The sequence below is a fragment of the Pseudovibrio sp. Ad37 genome (assembly GCF_001623075.1).
Taxonomy (GTDB): domain Bacteria; phylum Pseudomonadota; class Alphaproteobacteria; order Rhizobiales; family Stappiaceae; genus Pseudovibrio.
In genome coordinates this window covers 30,773-51,024 of record NZ_LMCF01000087.1, presented here as the reverse complement: position 1 = coordinate 51,024, position 20,252 = coordinate 30,773, and the positions used below count along the sequence as shown (strand labels likewise).

The following is a 20,252-nucleotide window of genomic DNA, read 5'->3' as shown; positions in this document are numbered from 1 at the left end:
ATCATGTGCCATAAAAAAGAAGTAAAAGACTTCCGATACCGCCAGATTCATCTGGATTTTCATAGTTCCGAACATATTCCGGGGATCGGGTCCAAGTTTGATCCGAAGCAGTTTGTTGAAACGCTGAAGCATGGCGAGGTAGACTCCGTCACGCTGTTCGCCCGTTGTCATCACGGCTGGAGTTATTACCCCACCAACGTGGGCAAACCGCACCCGGAACTGCAAAACCCGGACCTGCTGGGGGATATGATTTCAGCCTGTCATGAGGCCGACATTGCAACCCCGATTTACCTGACAGTTCAATGGGATGAGCTGACAGCTCGGGAGCATCCGGAATGGCGTGTGATGCAGTCGCAAAACACGGCAGCCAATTATCCGGGCACAGAGCCGTCCGCGATGAACCAACTTACGCCCACCTGGCACACCATCTGCCTGAACCACGAAGGTGCAATCCAGCGACAGATCGACATCGCTCTGGAAGTTTGCGCTCGTTATAATCCGCCTGCGTTGTTTATGGACATCCTCGCCTCCTGGGAATGCACCTGCAACGCCTGCCTTTCCTCAATGAAATCAGAGGGTTTGGACCCGCTGAAGGCGGACGATCGTAAGAGCAACGATAAACGCGTTCTTTTGCGTTTTTTTGAAAGGTTTTCGCAAGCCGTCAACGGCGAGTTCCCGGATACACGAATTTTCTTCAACTCTGGCCACATCTACAAAGGGCAGGATGAGCGCTACCAGTATTACGGTCATCTGGAGCTGGAGAGCTTGCCGACCGGCGGTTGGGGCTATGACCACTTCCCCGTCTCAGCACGGTACGCTGATACACTGAACCTGCCGTTCCTTGGTATGATGGGACGCTTCCACACGCATTGGGGTGAGTTCGGCGGCTTCAAGCGGGCTGATGCATTGTCCTATGAGTGCTGTCTGATGGTGTCTCTGGGTGCGCGTTGTTCCATCGGCGATCAGCTACACCCGAATGGACATATGGATTTTGCTACGTATGACCTGATCCGCCCGGCATATTCCCGTGTCAAAGCGCTGGAGCCTTATGCCAGCAACGCGACCTATCAGCGGGAAGTGGCGATCCTTTCTGTCGAGGCGCAAGTCTCCCAGCTTGGTAGCCACCTTGGGCACCGCAGTGAGCCGAGCGATTCCGCCTCTGCCCGTATGCTGCTGGAAATGCAGATCCCGTTTGATCTCATCTCCTCATCCAGCAGCTTTGATGACTACAAACTGATTATTTTGCCGGACAGCATTCGCCTGAGTGATGATCTTGCGGTTCGCCTCAAAGCGTTTACAGACGCTGGCGGCGCCATTCTGGCGACTGGCGAGTCCGGTCTTGATGTTGAGGGCAAGCGATACCTCCTCGACATCGGAGCAGAACTGTCTGACACACCAATGGATTATGACCCGAGCTATCTGTCCTGTCGGGGAAAGCTGGACGATGATCTGGTCGATTCTTCTGTTGTTATGTACGAGAAGGGGGCATCTCTGCGGGCAACTGATGGTGATGTGCTGGCTGATGTTCGTCCATCCTATTTCAACCGCACATGGGACAAGTTCTGCTCACACCTTCACACACCGGAAGATCCGGATGCCGAGCCAATTGGCGCGGCGATCGTGCAAAAAGGCAATGTGGCTTATGTGGCGTATCCACTGTTCCGCCTTTATGGCGCAACGGGCCAGACGCTTTACAAGTACCTTGTGCGCGGGCTCATCAACCGCGTTATGCCAAGCCAGCTGATTGGCACAGAGTTGCCATCAGCCACACGCATGTCGCTGATGAAGCAGGCGGACGAGCAGCGTCAGGTGCTGCACGTGCTTTATGCGCCAACTCAGCTGCGTGGCAGCGGTGTGCCGTATAATGACGGTCAGACCCGTGCGGTTGAGATCATCGAGGATGCACCGGAGTTGAAAGAAGCCAAAGCGTGGGTGCGTATGGACGAAGAGCCTGCCGATGTAACCTGCGCTTATTCGGGTAAAACACTGCCATGGCAGTATGACAGCCTCGACAAAAAGCTGCACATCGTCTTTCCTAGCCTTCATATCCATGGGGCCGCCGTCATCTCACAGGCAGATGACGCAGTGGCTGCGGAATAAAGGGCAGTGCAGTGAAAAAACCAACCATCCTCGATGTAGCAGATTCCGCAGGCGTCGCTGTCGGCACAGTCTCGCGTTATCTGAACGATCAACGCATCAGGAAGGACAACCAGACCCGGATCGAACAAGCGATTGCCGATCTGGGATACCGGGCCAACACACTTGCCCGCGCCATGAAAACAGAGCGCACAAACACAGTCGGGTATCTGGTTCCCAAGTTTGACGAGTTCAACTCGGGGATTTTGACCCAACTGGTGCGTTCTCTGCGTGCCCGTGGGTATTCCATTGTAACCTTTCACCATTCTGATGAAGCGGACGCCATCAACGAGGCGTTGGAATCAGCCTCCTCGCGGCGCATCGATGCCATCATCCTGTCCGGCACCCACGAGGTGACGGAGAAGGTGCAGGAGCTGTTGACCGGAGAACAACCGGTCATCATCTTCAACAACGATGTGCCAGGCGTGGAAACGGATAAGGTGCTGGTGAATGATGAGGCGGCTGCGCAAGACGCAGTGAGCCGCATGATTGACTTTGGCCACACCCGCATTGGTGTGGTGACAGGGGACCTGAATGCAAGTACAGGGCAAAACCGGTTGCAGGGCTACAGAAAAGCCCATGAGCAAGCTGGCCTGAGTGTTGATGAGGAGTTGGTTTACGTTGGCAATTGGGGCCAGCTGGATGGATACACCGCCATGGACAGGTTCCTTGGCATGGAAAATCCGCCAAGTGCTGTGTTCTTCTCCAATTACCAGATGACCATTGGTGGTCTGGATTGCTTGTCCAGCAACGGCAAACAGGTGGGCAAAGACATTGATCTTGTCACCTTTGATGACCCGGACATGTTCCGGCTGATCCCTCCGGGCATCACTGCCATTGAACAGCCCATTGAGCAGATTGCCCGTCATCTGACGGAAATCGTGCTGAGCCGGCTGGATGGAACGGCACCTGACCACCCCCGCAATATTCGCGTCAATTGCGCGCTCAAGCTGCGCGGCTCCTTAGGAGTTGCTCGGAAAGCCTCCGGAAAAACCCATGAAGATAGTTAGCTACAACATTCAATACGGAACCGGTATCGACGGAAAAGTCGATCTGGCAAGAATTGCAGGAGAACTTGAAGGAGCCGACATCATCGGCCTGCAGGAAGTTGACCGCTTCTGGAAACGAAATGGCAATGTAGATCAAGCCGCTGAACTGGCAGATCTGCTTGGCGGATATCGCTGGGTCTATGGCCCGGGCCTTGATATGGATGCCTCGTTTCACGATGAAAACGGCAAGCTGGTCAACCGCCGCCGTCAGCATGGGGAAATGATCCTTTCCAAATACCCGATCATTTCCAACCGCACTTATCCGTTGCCTAAGATGGGTTCCATCACCCGCCATGCCATTCAGGCTGCTTTACTGGAGGCCGTCATTGACGCGCCGGGTGGACCGCTTCGTGTCTACAACACCCACCTGTTTTACTGGTCGCCAGATTTCGCGCTGGTGCAGGCACGGTTTGTGAGAGATCGCATCAGGACAGCTCCAGCCGAGGGCGGGGCATGGTGCGGTGGGCCGGGTATCGACGCTCATTGGCTCAATGACGAACCTCAGCCAACCATGCCAACCGACTGCATTTTGCTGGGTGACATGAACAACGGGCCGGGCACGCCCGTCTACGAGGTGTTTACCGGTCCGCCATCAGAAGAAGGTGGCCGTGTGCAAACGCTCGATGGTTTTGTCGACCCGTGGGTGTGGCTGGGCAATGAAGAGACAAGCGGTAAGACCGCTCACTTCGACACGCGCCGCATCGACCACCTGTTTGTGAGTGCCTCTCTGCGGCATCGCATTGCGGGCATGCGGGTTGATGAAGAGGCGAAGGGCTCTGACCATCTGCCGGTCTGGCTGGAACTGAAAGACGCCTGAGGGGGAAAGCATGGCACAAGTTACTCTGAAGAATCTCGAGAAGTCTTATGGTCCAACCAAGGTCATTCATGGCATTGATCTGGAGATCAAAGACAAGGAATTTGTTGTTTTCGTTGGCCCATCCGGCTGCGGAAAATCCACCACACTGCGGATGATCGCTGGCCTTGAAACGATTTCCGGCGGGGAGTTGGTGATTGGTGATCGTGTGGTAAATGACATGCCACCGCGCCAGCGCAACATCTCCATGGTGTTTCAGGACTATGCGCTTTACCCGCATATGACTGTTGCCAAAAACCTTGGGTTCTCGCTCAAGATTGCAGGCGTATCTCCAAGTGAGATCGAAACGCGTGTGGCAGATGCGGCAGCTATTCTGGGGCTGGAACCCTACCTGAAGCGAAAGCCGGGTCAACTTTCTGGCGGTCAGCGCCAGCGTGTTGCCATGGGCCGTGCGATCGTGCGCCACCCGGATGTGTATCTGTTTGATGAACCGCTCTCCAATCTGGATGCCAAGCTGCGCACCCAGATGCGCATTGAGATCAAGAAACTGCACCAGCGCGTGGGCAACACCATCATTTACGTGACCCACGATCAGGTGGAAGCCATGACATTGGCGGACCGCATCGTGATCATGCGTGATGGCATCATTGAACAAGTGGGCAGCCCGCGCGAGGTCTTTGAAAAGCCGAACAACACTTTTGTGGCGACATTCATTGGCTCTCCGCCGATGAACCTGATCGACGCGCATGTCGCCAGCAGCAATGGTGACCCTGTGCTGAAATTAGGCGATGGCAGCGAGCTGAGCGCTCCGGCGCGCCTGCGTAACACATTGGAAGCAGGCAAAGCGGTGAAGCTGGGTGTGCGGCCAGAGGATATTTCGCCAGAAGGCAATGCGTTGCCTACAGCGGGCGAAATCGCGCAATTGCAGCTGCCTGTGTTGCTTTCAGAAGATCTGGGCTCAGAGGCAACTTTGTTTACGGAGCTGGCAGGCTCTCCGGTTCAGTCCATCATGTATAATCCGCGCACAGTGCATGCTGGGGAAACGCTGAGCTTCAACATGGCGCTTGATAAATGCCATGTGTTTGATGGTGAAAGCCTGCGCAATCTGGCCGCTTAAGAACTTTTGGGGTGTTCCCCGAGGACTTGATACCTCCTTGGGAGACGCGCTTGATCGATCAGATTGACGTAAACAAAGAAAAGCCCTGAGCGGATGTGCTCAGGGCTTTTGCTGTTATCGCGTATTCCCGAAAAGTGGCTCCGGTCTTCAGATAAGAATACGCGCTTCTTTAGCCTGTTGGAGGCTGGCTTACGCCATTTCTTCCATTTCAAAACCGGGAACCAGCTCAAGCGGCATATCCTGATAACAAACCGGACGCAGGAAGCGGCGGATCGCCATGGTGCCAACTGAAGTTGCGCCGAAGTTTGTGGAGGCTGGGTAAGGTCCACCGTGAACCATGGCATCACACACTTCCACGCCAGTTGGGAACCCATTGGCCAGTACACGGCCTGCCTTGCGCTCCAGCAATGGCATCAGCTTGCGAGCCTCAGCATGGTCTGCTGCATCAATGTGGATGGTGCAGGTCAGTTGGCCTTCAATGGTGCGCGCCACATCCTGCATCTGCTCGATGCTCTTCAGCTTAACGATGATACCGAGCGGACCAAACACTTCTTCCTGCAGCTCTTTGTTTGCAAGCCAGTTTTCAGCGTCTGTCACAAACATATACGGCTTGGCACCACGGGTTGCGCAGGCGGTGCCCACCAGCTCGTCAACACCCGCTTCGCCAGCGATTTTCTCAGCGCCGGAACGGTAAGCCACTGCAATGCCATCTGTCAGCATTGGCTGCTCCCCGGCAGCGCCCAAAGCCTCCTGAGCTTTGGCGATAAAGGCATCCGTCTCAGCACCTTCCACCAGCAGAACCACGCCCGGATTGGTGCAGAACTGACCTGCGCCCATGCACAGGGAGCCAGCCCAACCCGCCGCAATCGCGTCGCCGCGGTTGGCCAGCGCATTTGGGAAGATGAAGTTTGGATTGATGGAGCCCAGCTCGCCGAAGAACGGGATCGGCTCAGGGCGGGAAGCACACAGATCAAACAGTGCACGACCACCACCAAGGGAACCGGTGAAGCCAACGGCTTTGATGAGTGGGTGCTGCACCAGCGCCGTACCAACCTCACGACTGCCGCCCTGCACCAGTGAGAACACGCCTGGATGCATGCCGCAGGATTTGATCGCCGCATCAATGGCTTGTGCCACGATCTCAGCAGTACCCGGGTGAGCTTCATGCCCCTTCACAACCACCGGACACCCAGCAGCCAGCGCAGAGGCGGTGTCGCCGCCTGCTGTGGAGAACGCCAACGGGAAGTTGGAGGCGCCAAACACAGCAATCGGACCAACCGGACGCTGGCTCAAACGCAGGTCAGAGCGTGGCAGAGGAGCACGGTCTGGCAGAGCTTCATCGTGGGTGAGGTCCAGATACTCGCCTTTCTCAATATGATCGGCGAACAGGCGCAACTGACCAACAGTCCGGCCACGCTCACCGTTGAGGCGCATTTCCGGCAGGCCGGTTTCTGCGCAGCCAACTTCCGTGATTTCTGCTCCGCGCGCGTCAATCTCGTCCGCGACCGAGCGCAGGAATTTGGCGCGTTCTGCGCGGGTGGTCCAGCCGAAGGACATGAAGGCGTCTTCGCCGGCCTTTACGGCGCGATCAACCAGTTCGCTAGTGCCGCATGCATAGCTTTTTGCGGGGCCCGAGAACGGGGATGACTGGAATTTCTGGGCGTTATCGACCCATTCTCCGGCAATGAGATGGCAACCTGTTAGCATCGTTTCCTCGGCACATGAAGTTATTCGGCAGGCGCTGCAATCCTGTTGTGCAGCCCACAGCTTAAATTTGACAGTGATATATCACTATCCGCTATCAGGTTCAAGCCAATAACTTGATATTGTGCAAAGGTCTTTTCTATCGCAACTCCGTAAGGGCCTCATCTTCCACGCGAATTCGCAGGGCAAGAAGAGCGCCGTTAAAGCCTGAGAACAGGAAGGCGATTGGAAACAGGCCGAGGACCATAGGGGCAGTGAAGATCTCCAGAGCCACCAGCAAGTAGTTGGGATGGCGCACAAACGCAAACGGTCCCTTCGTCACCAGCGGGGTTTTGGCCACAATAATGCGGGTGGTCCAGCGACGACCCATGCTCAGCAATATCCAGAGGCGGAACATCTGCAGGACCACAAAGACGAGCAACCACGGCATGGAGACTGGTTTGTCGTAGCCCAGTACAACGAGTGCGATGATCCACGCCACATGCACGCTGACGATCAGTGGATAATGCGAGGCGCCAACCTCATAGGCCCCATCAGCCAGCAAGCGTCTTGTATTGCTGCGGGCAATAACGAGCTCAGACAGGCGCTGGATGACAATGAACGCCAGAAAGATTACGGCAGGCAGGGACGCCTCAGGCATTGATCACCCCTTCTGGTCTTTGGAAACCGGTGGTCTCCCAGCGCCCACTTGCCTCATTGGCAACAACGGACACTGGCTGGAAAGAAGCTGTGAAGCCGGGGCCAAGTGCGCACAGGACCATGTTGCCTTGTGGAGAGCGCTCCAGAACCCGCTCCAGCACGAACAGGGCGGTTGGGGCGGACATGTTGCCGAATTCCTGCAGGATTTCACGCTCCACATCCAGTGTATTGGCAGGCAGATCCAGCGCACCTTCCAGCGCCTGAACCACTTTCGCGCCGCCCGGATGGCAAACGAAACGATCAATACTATCCACGTCCATGGCAAGTGCATTCAAACTGCGCTCGGTGACATCACGAAAATGCTCGGTTGCGAAATCAGGAATAGACCGGTCAAACACAACGCCAAGGCCATGCTCTTCCACGTTCCAGCCCATAATGTTGAGTGTGTCCGGCCACATCTCCTGATGACCCGTGCCCAGTACAAACAACTGTTTTGAACTCTCGGGCTTGCTGGTGGAAAGGCAGGCTGCTGCTGCGCCGTCACCAAACAGAACTGTGGCGATGATATCCGCCTTCGTGAGCCGGTCACTGCGGAAGGAAAGTGTGCAGCCCTCCAACGCGACCACGAGCACGTTGCTGCCCGGTTTCGTCTGCGCCAGTTGCTGCGCGATGGAAAGGCCGGAGACGCCGCCTGCACACCCAAGGCCGAACACCGGTACGCGTAGAATGTCTGTGCGAAAGCCCATCTGCTTCCAGGCTTGCGCTTCCAGCGTTGGTGTTGTAATGCCGGTGGAGGATACCGTCACCACACAGTCAATCTCATCTGCGCGCAAACCTGCTTTAATCAGTGCTTTGCGAGCGGCGGTAACAAACAGATCTGTTGCGCCACGCAGATAGGTCTCATTTCGGGTTTTCCAGTCTTGGGGCTCCAAAAACCACTCCAACGGGGCGAAAGAATAACGTCTCTTCACGCCAGCGGACAGGAAGGTGCCTGCCATGCGCTCAAACTGCGCGAACTTAGGCCCGAGGATCCGGCGGGCGTAGTCCAACACCAGCGTCTGGGGCAATTCATAGGGCGGCACCGCTGTCGCAAGGCCGGTCAGGTAAACGGGCATCGGCTCTCCAACCCTGCTTTCATTGTTGCCAGATAATGCATCATCAACTTTATAGGCCTTGACCAAGCCGCTGAAAATCCGGCGTTTTTTGGGGTTGTTTTGGTGGGGTGAGATTGAGTGCTACGGAATGTCAGAGGGAAGTGGTTTGAGCCTCCCGTTCATTTGCGGTTTTCATACGGTAAATCGTGAAAGCAAGCAGGGTGGCGTTAGTGATATCGTTCAGAGATCCGCCCCAGGAGCCCACGATCAGGGCGTTGACCATCCATGTAAGAGCGCAAATGAGCATGGCGATGCGCATCTGGATGTCACTCAGGCAAAACAGTGCAAAGCCGCTCATGAGCGAGGCAGACCATGGCAGGAGGTCGATGAGCCCTTCATACACCATCACACTCATACCAGTTTGGATGACGGCAAAGAGAGCGAACCACGTATAGCCCTTAAAGCGCAGGGAAACGAAGGACCGCACCCCGTTGATGCCAAGGTTGGTGCCCGCCACATACGCGCCCATGAGCACATAATGGATGCAAAACAGGGAGCAGCTGACAAAAAGCAGGCTGCGAAACAGCTGATCACGCTTGGTGGAAAAGCCAACCATGTTGACGGCATAGGCCGCCAGCCCAAAACCCTGTATGACGAGTGGATCCATCTTCCATTTTCTTTCTTATTGGAAGAGGAGTGTAGGCGTGATTGGCGCTCAGATCGTCTGTAATTGCGCGGGTCAGAGATACTACGGGCTGGATAAGTCTAATCTCAGAGCGTCAGAGCAAAGAGGTGCAACGTCAATGGGTTGCCGTTCAACTGCACGGTCTTGGTGCCCGTTTTGTCCCAACGGAAGCCACAGGCCAATAGTACGTTGGAGGAGGCTGGGTTGTTGTCTGCTGCAAAGGCCTCCAGATGCTTCATCCCGCCATCAGCTCGCATTTGCTCCACAACGGCAAGAACAGCCGCTTTGGCGTAGCCTTTGCCCAGATGATTTTCGCCAACTCTGTAGCCCAGCTCAACAGTGTCCAGAGGCTCTTTGTCCAATCTGCGCAGGTTGATGCGGCCCACCAGCTCGCCATAGCCAGAGCGGACCAGATAAAACCGGTCAGGATCAGCCATCAGGTCTTTGATAACCTGTCGGAGCGACATTTCCTCAAAATGCTCGCGCCCGCGGGCGGGTACCCACTTTTCAAAGAAAGTGCTGCTGCTGCTCTCAAACTCCAGGACTTCGAGCGCATCGGCCTCACAGATTTCATGAAGGGAAACGGGTGGGGTGGCAAGCTGTGTGGGTGTATTCATAAAACATGCACTTTTGAAAATGACCCCTGAACATTAACGGGTAATCTCAAAAGAGAAAACCCCTCACGCGGGTAGGCGCAAGGGGTTCTCATTTGTAAGCTTCAGCAGGTTCTAAAGATCTTCGCGAGAAAGTGCATGGTCCGGAATGCTGGCGCAATCCATTTTCACCATGCCCTGACCATCCAGATACACCCAGTTGCGGTTGACACTTGTTGCCAGATACTTCTCATCATCTGCATGCACCAGTTCATCTTGCTTAAACTTCGGCAGGATCCAGACCTTCATCAGCACCCAGTAGAGCGCAAAGGCGGAGAAGAAACCAACGAAGTAGGAGAGGTCGATCACGTAGATCGCCAGCGCACCACCGACAACCCATGCAATCAGACCAGCCGGGTTGCAGCCTGCGATGTACTTGAACTGGCCGTCTTCCTCATAAAGCTCAGGTACATTGAGGCGGCGTTTGCGGATCACGAAGTAATCGCAGATCATGATGCCACCCAGCGCTGCCAGCATGGCGCCGTAAAGGCCAAGGTATGTGAAGAGGTGATCAAGGATCAGCCAAGGCATCGCCAGCGTGCCCACGATGGCCGCCAGAACCAGACCCATAGCGTAAGTGATCCACGGAGCGCCTGCATTCACGAAGGTCAGTGCTGCCGGGATGAGGTTGGCGCTTGTGTTGGTGGACCATTGTGCCAGCACCACCATGACCAGCAGAACCACGAGCGTGATACCAGTACCCTGGCCCTGAATAACGGTGATCGGGTTCCAGTCACCAGCTGCGATGAAGGACACTGCGCCGATCAGCGCGATCCAGCTCTGTACGACTGGCAGGGCAACGAACTGCGCCAGAAACACATTCTTGTTGCGCTTGAAGAAGCTCTTGGTGCCAGCTTCAACATGCAGGAAGCGGGTGATGTTTGGAATGTCCACTGCCAATGAGGACCAGAAGGCCATGTTGGCAACGAAGAGGGCAACGATGGAGATTTCTGCATCGCCAGCAAAGGACCAGATGTCTTTTCCGCTTGCTGTGGCAAGGTTATCAAGCGTGAAGTACATCCACACAGAGATTGCCATGATGGCTGGAGCGGCGATTTTCGCAAGACGCTCAACAGCGCGAATGCCCATGGCGGTGTTGGCCACCTGCAGCACGGCAAACCCGATGTACCAGACCACCCAGTTATCGAACCCGGTGAGGTAAGAGAAGATACCGTTTAGCGCCAGCGCTCCGAGGTAGGTTTGAATGCCGAACCAGATGGCCGCGACTACACCGCGAGTGATGGAGGGAATGTGCGTGCCCACGGTGCCAAACGGTGCGCGGAGATAAACGGCAAAGGAGATGCCATGCTCGGTGCCGATGTCTGCTGTCATCGCCATGACGATGCCAAGCAGCAGGTTGGCGAAGAAGATTGTTGCAATAACGATTGGGAGAGGGAGACCCGTCACACCGCCAGCACCCAGCTGGAAGGTTGCGATGATCACCGCCATCGAGATCCAAAGCCCAATGTAACCACGGTTGGAGATGGCACGTTGATTAAGCCAGACGGGAAGGATGGCTGGCTCCATGAGGCGGGATTGGCCGCGTGAAGTCTCATCCATAACTTGGGTTTGTGCCATGTTCTAGATCCTGATGTATATTAACTTTTTTGAGACAGTAAATCTTAGCAGAGCGCAAGTAGGCGCGTGCAAAAACAGCGCTCACAGCAAGACGTAGAAATAACATTACCGTTTGCCGGTAGTTGCACTACATGCACTGCGAGGCTGAATACAGCCTGATGAGATTGTTCTGCTAAAGTCGGCTAACTAACCTGAAAATATGTATTGCGCAAGTAGGTCAGAGCAAATTTTACTAGATTTTAGCAAAAGTATTAGAGTGAAAATATTTATTGAGTGCGAATAAAACTTTAGAGCTAAGTTTTTTGATCAATTGGTAAAAGTATTTTGTGATGTATTTCTTGTGATGCGTGCCTCTAAACCTAGGCCGGAATAGAGACACGCTGTCAGATGGATAACTTACTTTGATTTTACGCAACTGGCCTGATACGGGCCATCCAGTTTAGTTTGAAAAGAGTATGCGTGGCAGGTTTTGACGTAGACGTCATTTTTGTAAACTTCAACTGTGACATGCTCAAACGTGTCATCATATGGCAAGCTGCCGCCTTTGTGCCAGCTCTTGGTGATCACGAGATCGGTGTTTCCGACAGAGTTGTAGCCGTTTGTGATTGACTCTTGAATAGAGTTGGAAAGCGTGTCGGCGATGGTGGCTTTTTCGCCATCCGAGGATTTAGCGCTCAGTTGCTGATCTGTCGCTGGTAAGTCTCCAACAAAGACAGCGGCTTGCGAGCCAGAAAGTGCGACTGTTGAGATGAGAAACGCGCTCAGAATCATTCGTGAAAGCTTCATGTAGTTCTCCTGTTCTTATTGGCCCAACTGTGGGCATTCAGGAGACGCAGTCAGAATGGTTTTGTGAAGCGGACTAGATGGCGGGCTAAATCTTAACTCTCCGCTGAAGGACATGCTCCACAAGTACCGTCAATGATAGACTTCTGCTTCAGTACGTCAAAGATCGTCTCAAAATCTTCCTGCTCAAGACCGGATTGCTCTTCAATGACCCTTGAAATGTGTTTAATTGTCTGAGTGCGTAGCGTCTGACCTTTGCTCGTCAGTGCGACCTCAATAGCGCGGCGATCTTCTGCGGAACGTTGACGCTGCAGCAAATCGAGTTTCTCGAATTTATCAACCAGCACAGTCACGTTGGAGGGCAGGCAGAACAGCAGGTCTGCGAGTTTGCCCATGCGCACGGGTTCGCCCAGATGCAGCAGCATATTGGTTTCTGTCGGTGTGAGCTTATCAGCATATTCCGAGTAGGATTTATGGATACGTCCCAAAATTTCCTGAAACTGGAAAAGCACAAGCATGCTTGCCGGTAAGTCTTTCATTTCATTCACGTCCTCAAGTCTGCAGGTGGCGTCATATCAGGTTTGCTTTAAAAAAGTAATATTTATAATATTGAACTATTAAATTATTGTAGTATATAAGGCGCAACAGAATGGAGTAAAGACATGTCCAAGTCAGTTGTAATTTATGGCGGTGGAATTGCCGGGGCGGCCCTTGCAACCCAGCTTGCAAAGCACGCTAATGTGAAGCTTGTCAGCTCGCTTGACTATTTCGAAGTGCCCATGGCTATGCCGCGCGTTGCCGTTCAACCAGATTATGCTCATCAGGCAGTCATGCCATTTCAGTCTTTTTTGAAGGGCGTAGACTTCATTCACGGCAAGCTGGAGCGGTTTACCGGAGAGACAGGGCACGTCGTTGGTGCTGATGGTGCTGAACATACATTGGAGGCTGATATCTCCATTCTAGCAACTGGTAGCCGGTTTCCCTCAGAGCTGATCCGCCCGACCTCTGGCTCAACGAAGGAGCGACACGCCGCGTTCAAGTCGACCCATAGTGCGATTGAAGCTGCGCAGAAAATCTTACTTGTTGGCGGTGGCCCTGTTGGCGTTGAGATGGCGGGTGAGATTACCGAGCGGTTCCCGCAAAAATCTGTTGTTCTGGTGGAATCCAGCGGTGAAGTCCTCAAAGGCACCTCCCGCAAGACAGCAAACCACGCCGTGAAAGTGCTGCAGCAGCGCGGTGTGACGTTCATGCTGGGCGAACGCGTGCTTTCACCTGCACCATCCAGCTCACAGAAAGCTGAGGCCGGGCAAGCCAAACTCTCCAGCGGTGTGGTGGTAGATTACGACCTGATCATCTGGTGTGTAGGCGGCAAGCCGAACACGGATTATATGCAGCATGATCTTGCTCATCTGCTCGACACACGCGGCTATATTGCGGTTGAAGACACGTTCCAGATGAAGGACCAGAGTAACGTCTTTGTGCTTGGTGACATCGCTGGGATTGATGAAGTGAAGAAGGCACTATATGTGCGCGGTCATGTGAAAACTGTGACCCATAACGTGTTGCAACTTCTGAAGAACCCGCAGGCCAAGCTGAAGAGCTATAAGCCGAAAACCAACGATAACATGATGGTCGTGACCCTTGGTAGTCAAACAGGCGTTTCTGATGTGCCACCAATCGGTACAGTGAAAGCCAGCTGGTTTACACGCATGGCAAAGGCAAAGACCATGCTGGTGCCCATGTACCGCAAAGCGCTCGGTGCTGCTGCTAAGGCATAGACTGTACTTGAACACTCAGCTTGTGGCGTGTTGCTGAAGCAGAGCTGCTTCCTGATCAGCTGTCAAACCGCATTTGAGAGCTGTATCGCGCCGGGTGCGGTCCCACGTCAGCAACGGACTGAGCGTTTCGTTCAGTGGGCGACAGGTTAAACCGGCTGCCTCTGCACGGGTGGTGTCCACGTTCATGAAGTGCGCCTAGTCTGGAAGTGAGGGCATCATGACGGGCAGATCGGTCCATGGCTGAATACCTGCGTCAATGATGTGCTCTTCTTCCACCCAGTGCAGTCGGGCAGGGGAGCCAGTTTCTGAAATGATTTTCTGTAGCAGATCACCCAGTTGAAACGGAGAGCTGGTGACATTCCAGATGCCTCCGCGTTTGGCCTCAGCACAGGCCAGTGCGAAATCAGCCACATCCCGGACGTCAATCATCTGCACCTGCCTTGATGCAGGAGCAGGAGCTGGGACAGCTGGGTTTTGCGATGTGGCTTGGTCGATGCGGCGGACCCACCAGGTCAGCCGGTCCGTGTAGTCGCCAGCACCAACCAGCAAGCCGACCCGCAAGGACGTGGCCCGCTCGCCAAGAACCTCTTCCGCGGCAAGCTCACATGCCCGTTTGAGCGCACCATACGAAGCACCATAGGAGGTTGCTGAACTGCGTTCTGCTGGGGAGAGACTTTGAGAGATTGCCAGATCATCTTCAGTGGCATTCGGGACCGAGTCTTGTTCATTCAGGCGCGATTTCGCAAATGTGCCGTAGGCTGAAATTGAGGAGATGAACACATAGCGCTGCAATTGGTCTCCCAGTGGTTCCAGCAGGCTGCGCACTGCGTCCGGTGAAAAGGCGCATGTGTCAAAGACCCAATCAAACTTGTGCTGCTTCAAAACACTCAGATCACCATATCGGTCTGCTGCAATGGCCTCTACGCCATCTGGTAAAGATCGTTTGGTCGTTCCACGCACCAGCACAGCAACCTGATGCCCTGCACCGACGAGTGCATCCGTTATGGCTCCACCCAGAAACCCAGTTCCACCAACGACCAAAGCCCGCATGACTGTCTCCCCTTACTTGCAGAGTACCCTAGACATCTTGGTGTTGTTGTCCAGCCACGGTGATTGGTTTGATAAGGACAGTTACATTGACGTTGCGGCGTCTGTCTGTTATCTCCCCAGCCCTCAGCTGCAGCAATTGGTGCGCAGCACAGTTTGGAGCGAACCATGCCTTTCCGCGTTTCGCCCTTCAAAGGGCACTGATCCTTCTCAGAGCCAGCGCTAGCGGCCTTTAGGATCTTCTTTCGAGCAGCGCTCGAAGATACTTTCAAGAACTATAGGCCATTTTCATGGGCAATTTACGCTTGGATTGCGCGACCCGCGCTGCTAGTGCGCCTGCGCCAATCCATAAATTCTATGGGACTTCTGCCTGGATCCTAGGGGATGCAGAGGTCCAACTTAACAAACTTGCTGAGCTTGAGGCGGTCAAACAGATCGCGGCATTTCCTGATTTGCATCCCGGCCCGGTCGGTGTCGCAATTCTGTCCGACCGTGTGCATCCGCACATGATCGGCAATGATATTGGCTGCGGCATGACTGTGTTCCGCACCTCGCTCAGTGCTCACAAACTAAAGCCGCAGAAACTGGCGGATCGCTTGCGTGCGCTTCAGGATCATTCTGATCTGGAAGAAGGGCAGGCGCATCTGCGGGCTGCCGGTTTGCCAGAGGATCTGGATCCCCATGCCATCGGTACGATTGGCGGTGGCAACCACTTTTGTGAGGTGCAGGTTCTGGTAGAAACGCCGGATCCGGACCTTGCTGCTAAAGCCGGTATTGCGAAAGGCGACGTATTGCTCTTCGTGCATTCCGGCTCCCGTTCCTTCGGAGCTGGCATCTTTAATGATTATGCAGCGCTTGGTCCGGAAGGGATGGCAGCTCAGGATGAGCGCGCTCACGACTACCTCAAAATGCACGACCTTGCTGTGCGATGGGCCAGCTTGAACCGCAAAGTGATTGCAGAGCGAGCAGCTGCGTCGTTGCGCTGCGATGTGGAGCTGGTGGTGGACTGCAGCCATAACCTCATTGAGCGCTATGGCGATGCGTTCCTTCACCGCAAAGGCGCGGCCAAAGCGGATGTAGATCTGGTGCCGCTAGCAGGCTCCAGAGATGCAAAGAGCTTTTTGCTGAAACCAACCGGCAACAAACCGGAGGCATTGTCCTCATTAGCGCATGGAGCAGGGCGCAAATACGACCGTGCGTCCATGCATGGGCGTATCGCGAAGCAGAAGTCCGTTCGCAATGCTTTGGCGCGTACGTCTTACGGCGGGCGCGTTGTGTGTGAGGATAAACAGCTCCTGGTGGAAGAAGCTCCGCAGGCCTACAAAAACTCAGAGGATGTTTTAAGCCAACTGGTTGAGGCAGAGCTTGCCACGTGCTTTGGGGTGATGACACCTGTTGTTACGTTCAAGACAGCGCGTGGCGCGGATGAGCGGAGGGGCAAACGATGACGCAGAACGCATCTTTGCGCTCCGCCATACCCTCAGCACGATGGAAAAAGCAGCCCAAAAGCTCGGACTTTCAATCGTGTGTGATCCTGAACAGAACGGGCCGTCTGTTGATGTGGCGTCTGTTGAGGTCACACTCTCAGGCAGCGGCAAGGAGGCTTTTGCCAGATCATGGTATGGCACCATCAAGTGGACATGCCAGAGTCCGTTTCGCCCCAACCACAAACGGCAGAACTGGTTCATTGGCGTGTTTGAGTTGCCAGCCCTGACGGAGGACCGCGGAGAGCCGAAACCGGAAGAGCTTCGGTTTGAGACTTTGCGCGTTGGTGGCCCGGGTGGCCAACACCAGAACAAGACTGAAAGCGCGGTGCGTGTGACTCACGTGCCGACAGGTCTCGCTGTGGTGGCCAGAGATGAACGCTCGCAACAAGCAACTCGCTGTGCAGCGCTTACAGGAAAAAATTGCAGGTCTTTCTGTGACAGAAAAGGACCGCCTGCGGAAAACACAGCGACAGCTTCATCATGAACTAGAACGTGGAAATCCTGTGCGCTGCTTTAAAGGTGCACGATTTAAGGAGATCTAATGTGAACAGCCACGAAGTGGCTCTTTAAGATAGCACTCGTGGTTCAGATTCGGGTTTAAGGGAGGCTCTTGGATGACTGATATTGTGAATGGGCTGCTGCTGCGAAACAACCATGTCCTTATGGGGCTTCGGTCCCCGGCCCGGCGGAATTTCCCGGGCGTTTGGAGCTTCCCCGGTGGTCATGTTGAAGCTGGGGAGGAGCTGGAAGCGGCTCTTTTGCGGGAACTGAAAGAGGAAGTGGACATTAAGGCAGAAGCCTTTGCCAAGGTCACTGAGTTCAGAACTCAAGTTAACGATCAGCACAATGCAACCGTCTTTCATCTGTTCACTGTGACCCAATGGCAAGGTGACACAAAGAACCTTGGTGATGAGCATACTGAACTGCGATGGGTGAATTTTCAGGGGGCTGTCAGCCTGCCCGACCTTGCGTTTCCTGAGTATCGTGTGATCTTTGGCGTGCTAAGAGGACGAGGGGAGCTGTGAGACAGCTCCAATAGATTAACTCTGCGTTTTCTGCTGTGTGTCTGCACCGGCAATTTTGCGGCCCCACTTGATGTTGGACCAAACCATCTCATGCAGAAAGTAGAAGATGAAGCCAAGGGTTGAGCTGACGATGGCAATGCCGCCACCGAGCGTGACGGAGCCCGTAAAAATAAATCCGATCAACGTCATAGTGAAAAGTCCCATGACTTGCCAGGTAACTGATTTTGTAAAAATGCGTGATGCAGAGTCCATATAAGATGTCCAGGTAAGAATGTAATTCCTCCTCTCGTTGCTACCGGAAAAAATGCGGATTGGACATTTGGTATATTAGCTGCAATAAATTCATTTTGTTGATTGTAATCTACAATGGTGAATTTGATGGACAAGCGCGACAGAGCTACTTTGTTTCGAAACCGGTTATTCGAAGCGATGGCAGAGGCCGATGTGACGCGCAGCCAGCTGGCTCGCAATGCCGGTGTTGATCGCTCTACCGTTGGCCAGTTGCTGAACAACGAAAACCCGCGGTTGCCCAACAGCCAGTTGCTGGCCGATCTGGCAGCCTCGCTCAGGGTGAGTGCGGATTGGTTGCTAGGGCTCACCAACAGGCCAGAGCGTCCGGGTGATATCATTGCAGCTGCAATGGCCTTGAGCCCGGCGGAGCGATCTTCTGTTGATGAGCAAATCCTCAACTGGCACAAGGAAGCAACCGGGCTGAAAGTGCGCCATGTGCCAGCCACACTGCCTGACATTTTAAAGACAGACCGTATGCTGGCGTGGGAGTATGCCTCATTTCGCGGGTTGGACCCTGAAGAGGTGGTTGGGTCTATCAGCGGACAGCTGGACTGGTTGCGCTCGCGTCAGTCTGATTATGAAATCGCCATCCCGCTTCATGAGATACAAGCCTGCGCGCAAGGCATTGGCTATTATGCGCATCTGAATAAGGAAACGCGGGTTGAGCAGTTGAAATTTGTGGCAGATACCTGCCGCCAAATGTTCCCTCGCTTGCGCCTGTTTCTCTTTGATGCGCACAAAGTCTTCAGCGCGCCGATCACCATCTTCGGGCCAAATCTGGCGGTGGTCTATGTGGGGCAGTGCTATCTGGCATTTCGTGAAGCGGAAAGAGTCAGCTCGCTCACTGATCATTTCGACTGGCTTGTCCGCGAGGCCTCTGTGGATGCCAGAGACGTCGCAGATTATGTGGAGACTCTGATCGCGTAGATCTGCAGCTTAAGTCACTTCGGTTCTCTCAATTTCGGTCTCCCATGCAGGCTCGGGTAGGTTGTGCTCTTTCAGGCAAGAAAAGATCTTGACTGTGAACAGCAGGCCGAGCCCCAGCTCGAATGTGCTCAGGGAGATCCAGATGAGTTGAAGCGCACCCTCCTCAATGCTCCAGTTGTAAGCAATCAGATAGGAGGCCGGGACGCTGCCAAACCACATAGTGAGGATGCGGGTTTTGAAAACATATGTGTTTTGGTGAAAGCTCTGCAACATGCCGCTGGCGATGAAGGAAACAGCAAAAGCCACCGCATAATACCAGATGTGTGAGGTGACGGAGACTGACAGCTCGAAAATGTCCTGCCCATAATTGCCAAGCGAGAACAGAGAGGTGATTTCCCGATCAAAGCTCTGCAACAGCACCGTCACGACTGCCACATAGGAAAACGCCACGAACAGGGAGGCGCTGGCAATTTTGGGAATTCGCTCAAACTGATTGCGGCCAATGGCTTGGGAAGACAGGATCGTCGCGCCATTGGCAATGCCGATCACCGGAATGATGCCGACATAATTGAGAATGACGTTGAAGTTGTTGGCCGCCAGTGCGGTGGCCCCCACCATGGACACAGCCCAGATGATGGCGGTGTTGCCAATCTCATCCGTACTGTCATGTGCGCCCAGAGGAACACCGCGTTTGAAGAGCGCAATCACCTCAAAAGCCCGCCGTGATTTACTGATCAACGCCTTCGCCTCATTCAACGCTGCAACCCGCAAAGCGCGAGGTGTTTGAGTGAGATAGACAACCAACACAGCAAGGGACCCAAGCACCGTTCCGATAGCTGAGCCCGCCATGCCAAGCTCGGGAAATCCATAGAGCCCGAACACCAGAACATAGGTCATGGGCATGGACACCAACTGGCCTGCAATGCTGGCCTTAAAAATGAGGTGTGTGTTTCCAACAGCGCCAAAATAGCAACTCGCTGCGCCGTCAAGGATCATGATGGACCCGAACAGCATGGCCCAACTGAGATAAATATTCTCCAGTGCAATGATTTCTCCCGGTCGGGAGCTGAACTGCGACAGGTTCATCAGTAAAGGCAGTGTGAGGATGAGGCCTAATACGCACAGGATTGCGACGGCGAACAGTCTGCCACCCATCTTGTGTGCCGCTTCTATTCCGCTGCGGGCATAAGCTTCTGCAATGACTGATCGGCCAATCTGGGTGACGCCGGAGAAGAAGGAGATTGCGGACATGCCCATGAAGACCGCCGGGCCAGAGGCCGTGAGGGTCTGTTCGGAATAGGCGGCGAGACACAGTCGGTCTACGATCATCATCAGAGTTCTGCCGGACATGGCCAGCATCAAAGGACCTGAAATGCGCAGAACCCGCGTCAGTTCATGATGGAACAGCGGAAATCTAAGCAACTAAGAAATGTACCTTACGGAAA

General features: G+C 54.3%; 21 protein-coding genes. 9 read left to right on the top strand and 12 right to left on the bottom strand.

The annotated features are described in order from the left end of the window. Positions 1 to 3: 3 nt before the first annotated feature. The 4 genes from PsAD37_RS14335 to PsAD37_RS14320 are packed head-to-tail and all read left to right on the top strand — an operon-like array spanning position 4 to position 5,116. Positions 4 to 2,100 carry an alpha-amylase family protein gene (locus tag PsAD37_RS14335; protein ID WP_063296731.1) on the top strand — a complete coding sequence of 699 codons (2,097 nt, stop codon included), beginning with the start codon at positions 4 to 6 and terminating at the stop codon, positions 2,098 to 2,100. An 11-nt stretch (positions 2,101 to 2,111) separates the two neighbouring features. Continuing rightward, on the top strand, positions 2,112 to 3,146 hold the full coding sequence (locus tag PsAD37_RS14330) for a LacI family DNA-binding transcriptional regulator (RefSeq protein ID WP_063296730.1): 1,035 nt from the start codon (positions 2,112 to 2,114) through the stop codon (positions 3,144 to 3,146). Further along, the gene (locus PsAD37_RS14325; RefSeq protein ID WP_063296729.1) at positions 3,133 to 4,002 is read left to right on the top strand and encodes an endonuclease/exonuclease/phosphatase family protein; all 870 of its coding nucleotides are present in this window, start codon (positions 3,133 to 3,135) and stop codon (positions 4,000 to 4,002) included. The genes PsAD37_RS14330 and PsAD37_RS14325 overlap by 14 nt, the downstream gene beginning before the upstream one ends. Positions 4,003 to 4,012: 10 nt before the next feature. Beyond that, positions 4,013 to 5,116 (top strand): ABC transporter ATP-binding protein, encoded by a 1,104-nt coding sequence (locus PsAD37_RS14320; protein WP_057461079.1) that lies wholly within the window; start codon positions 4,013 to 4,015, stop codon positions 5,114 to 5,116. 189 nt (positions 5,117 to 5,305) lie between these two features. On the opposite strand, the gene PsAD37_RS14315 is transcribed toward PsAD37_RS14320, so the two are convergent. From PsAD37_RS14315 to PsAD37_RS14280, 8 genes are all read right to left on the bottom strand, one after another. Continuing rightward, a complete protein-coding gene (locus PsAD37_RS14315) occupies positions 5,306 to 6,823 on the bottom strand; it encodes an aldehyde dehydrogenase (NADP(+)) (protein ID WP_063296728.1) in 1,518 nt (505 codons plus the stop codon). 136 nt (positions 6,824 to 6,959) lie between these two features. Then, positions 6,960 to 7,460 carry an isoprenylcysteine carboxyl methyltransferase family protein gene (locus tag PsAD37_RS14310; protein ID WP_063296727.1) on the bottom strand — a complete coding sequence of 167 codons (501 nt, stop codon included), beginning with the start codon at positions 7,458 to 7,460 and terminating at the stop codon, positions 6,960 to 6,962. After that, positions 7,453 to 8,574 (bottom strand): type III polyketide synthase, encoded by a 1,122-nt coding sequence (locus tag PsAD37_RS14305; RefSeq protein ID WP_084407817.1) that lies wholly within the window; start codon positions 8,572 to 8,574, stop codon positions 7,453 to 7,455. The genes PsAD37_RS14310 and PsAD37_RS14305 overlap by 8 nt, the downstream gene beginning before the upstream one ends. Before the next feature lie 130 nt (positions 8,575 to 8,704). Further along, positions 8,705 to 9,220, bottom strand: a complete 516-nt coding sequence (locus tag PsAD37_RS14300; protein WP_063296725.1) for a YgjV family protein — start codon at positions 9,218 to 9,220, stop codon at positions 8,705 to 8,707. A 104-nt stretch (positions 9,221 to 9,324) separates the two neighbouring features. Then, the gene (locus PsAD37_RS14295; protein WP_063296724.1) at positions 9,325 to 9,855 is read right to left on the bottom strand and encodes a GNAT family N-acetyltransferase; all 531 of its coding nucleotides are present in this window, start codon (positions 9,853 to 9,855) and stop codon (positions 9,325 to 9,327) included. 111 nt (positions 9,856 to 9,966) lie between these two features. Beyond that, on the bottom strand, positions 9,967 to 11,469 hold the full coding sequence (locus PsAD37_RS14290) for an NCS1 family transporter (RefSeq protein ID WP_084407804.1): 1,503 nt from the start codon (positions 11,467 to 11,469) through the stop codon (positions 9,967 to 9,969). A gap of 396 nt (positions 11,470 to 11,865) precedes the next feature. After that, positions 11,866 to 12,255: a hypothetical protein gene (locus PsAD37_RS14285; RefSeq protein WP_153039756.1), complete on the bottom strand. Its 390-nt coding sequence runs from the start codon at positions 12,253 to 12,255 to the stop codon at positions 11,866 to 11,868. Between the two features lie 92 nt (positions 12,256 to 12,347). Then, positions 12,348 to 12,791 carry a MarR family winged helix-turn-helix transcriptional regulator gene (locus PsAD37_RS14280; protein WP_063296722.1) on the bottom strand — a complete coding sequence of 148 codons (444 nt, stop codon included), beginning with the start codon at positions 12,789 to 12,791 and terminating at the stop codon, positions 12,348 to 12,350. Between the two features lie 123 nt (positions 12,792 to 12,914). Here PsAD37_RS14280 and PsAD37_RS14275 point away from each other — a divergent pair, with 123 nt between their 5' ends. After that, a complete protein-coding gene (locus PsAD37_RS14275) occupies positions 12,915 to 14,030 on the top strand; it encodes an NAD(P)/FAD-dependent oxidoreductase (protein ID WP_063296721.1) in 1,116 nt (371 codons plus the stop codon). A 15-nt stretch (positions 14,031 to 14,045) separates the two neighbouring features. Here the strand turns inward: PsAD37_RS14275 and PsAD37_RS28760 are convergent, their stop codons facing one another. Further along, positions 14,046 to 14,216: a hypothetical protein gene (locus PsAD37_RS28760; RefSeq protein WP_208991877.1), complete on the bottom strand. Its 171-nt coding sequence runs from the start codon at positions 14,214 to 14,216 to the stop codon at positions 14,046 to 14,048. A gap of 9 nt (positions 14,217 to 14,225) precedes the next feature. Beyond that, positions 14,226 to 15,080 (bottom strand): NAD-dependent epimerase/dehydratase family protein, encoded by an 855-nt coding sequence (locus tag PsAD37_RS14270; RefSeq protein WP_208991876.1) that lies wholly within the window; start codon positions 15,078 to 15,080, stop codon positions 14,226 to 14,228. Positions 15,081 to 15,367: 287 nt separating this feature from the next. Here PsAD37_RS14270 and PsAD37_RS14260 point away from each other — a divergent pair, with 287 nt between their 5' ends. The 3 genes from PsAD37_RS14260 (at position 15,368) to PsAD37_RS14250 (ending at position 17,589) form a co-directional block, all read left to right on the top strand. After that, positions 15,368 to 16,525, top strand: coding sequence for an RNA ligase RtcB family protein (locus PsAD37_RS14260; RefSeq protein WP_084407802.1), 1,158 nt, complete (start codon positions 15,368 to 15,370; stop codon positions 16,523 to 16,525). Beyond that, a complete protein-coding gene (locus tag PsAD37_RS14255; RefSeq protein ID WP_206600075.1) occupies positions 16,503 to 17,048 on the top strand; it encodes a peptide chain release factor-like protein in 546 nt (181 codons plus the stop codon). The genes PsAD37_RS14260 and PsAD37_RS14255 overlap by 23 nt, the downstream gene beginning before the upstream one ends. Before the next feature lie 130 nt (positions 17,049 to 17,178). Then, complete coding sequence (locus PsAD37_RS14250; RefSeq protein WP_063296719.1) at positions 17,179 to 17,589, top strand: NUDIX domain-containing protein; 411 nt, start codon at positions 17,179 to 17,181, stop codon at positions 17,587 to 17,589. 15 nt (positions 17,590 to 17,604) lie between these two features. Here the strand turns inward: PsAD37_RS14250 and PsAD37_RS14245 are convergent, their stop codons facing one another. After that, positions 17,605 to 17,841 (bottom strand): DUF2061 domain-containing protein, encoded by a 237-nt coding sequence (locus tag PsAD37_RS14245; protein ID WP_063296718.1) that lies wholly within the window; start codon positions 17,839 to 17,841, stop codon positions 17,605 to 17,607. 126 nt (positions 17,842 to 17,967) lie between these two features. Between PsAD37_RS14245 and PsAD37_RS14240 the strand changes: the two genes are divergently transcribed. Then, on the top strand, positions 17,968 to 18,807 hold the full coding sequence (locus tag PsAD37_RS14240) for a helix-turn-helix domain-containing protein (RefSeq protein WP_063287741.1): 840 nt from the start codon (positions 17,968 to 17,970) through the stop codon (positions 18,805 to 18,807). A 9-nt stretch (positions 18,808 to 18,816) separates the two neighbouring features. Here the strand turns inward: PsAD37_RS14240 and PsAD37_RS14235 are convergent, their stop codons facing one another. Continuing rightward, positions 18,817 to 20,229, bottom strand: coding sequence for an MATE family efflux transporter (locus PsAD37_RS14235; RefSeq protein WP_063296717.1), 1,413 nt, complete (start codon positions 20,227 to 20,229; stop codon positions 18,817 to 18,819). Between the last annotated feature and the right edge of the window lie 23 nt (positions 20,230 to 20,252).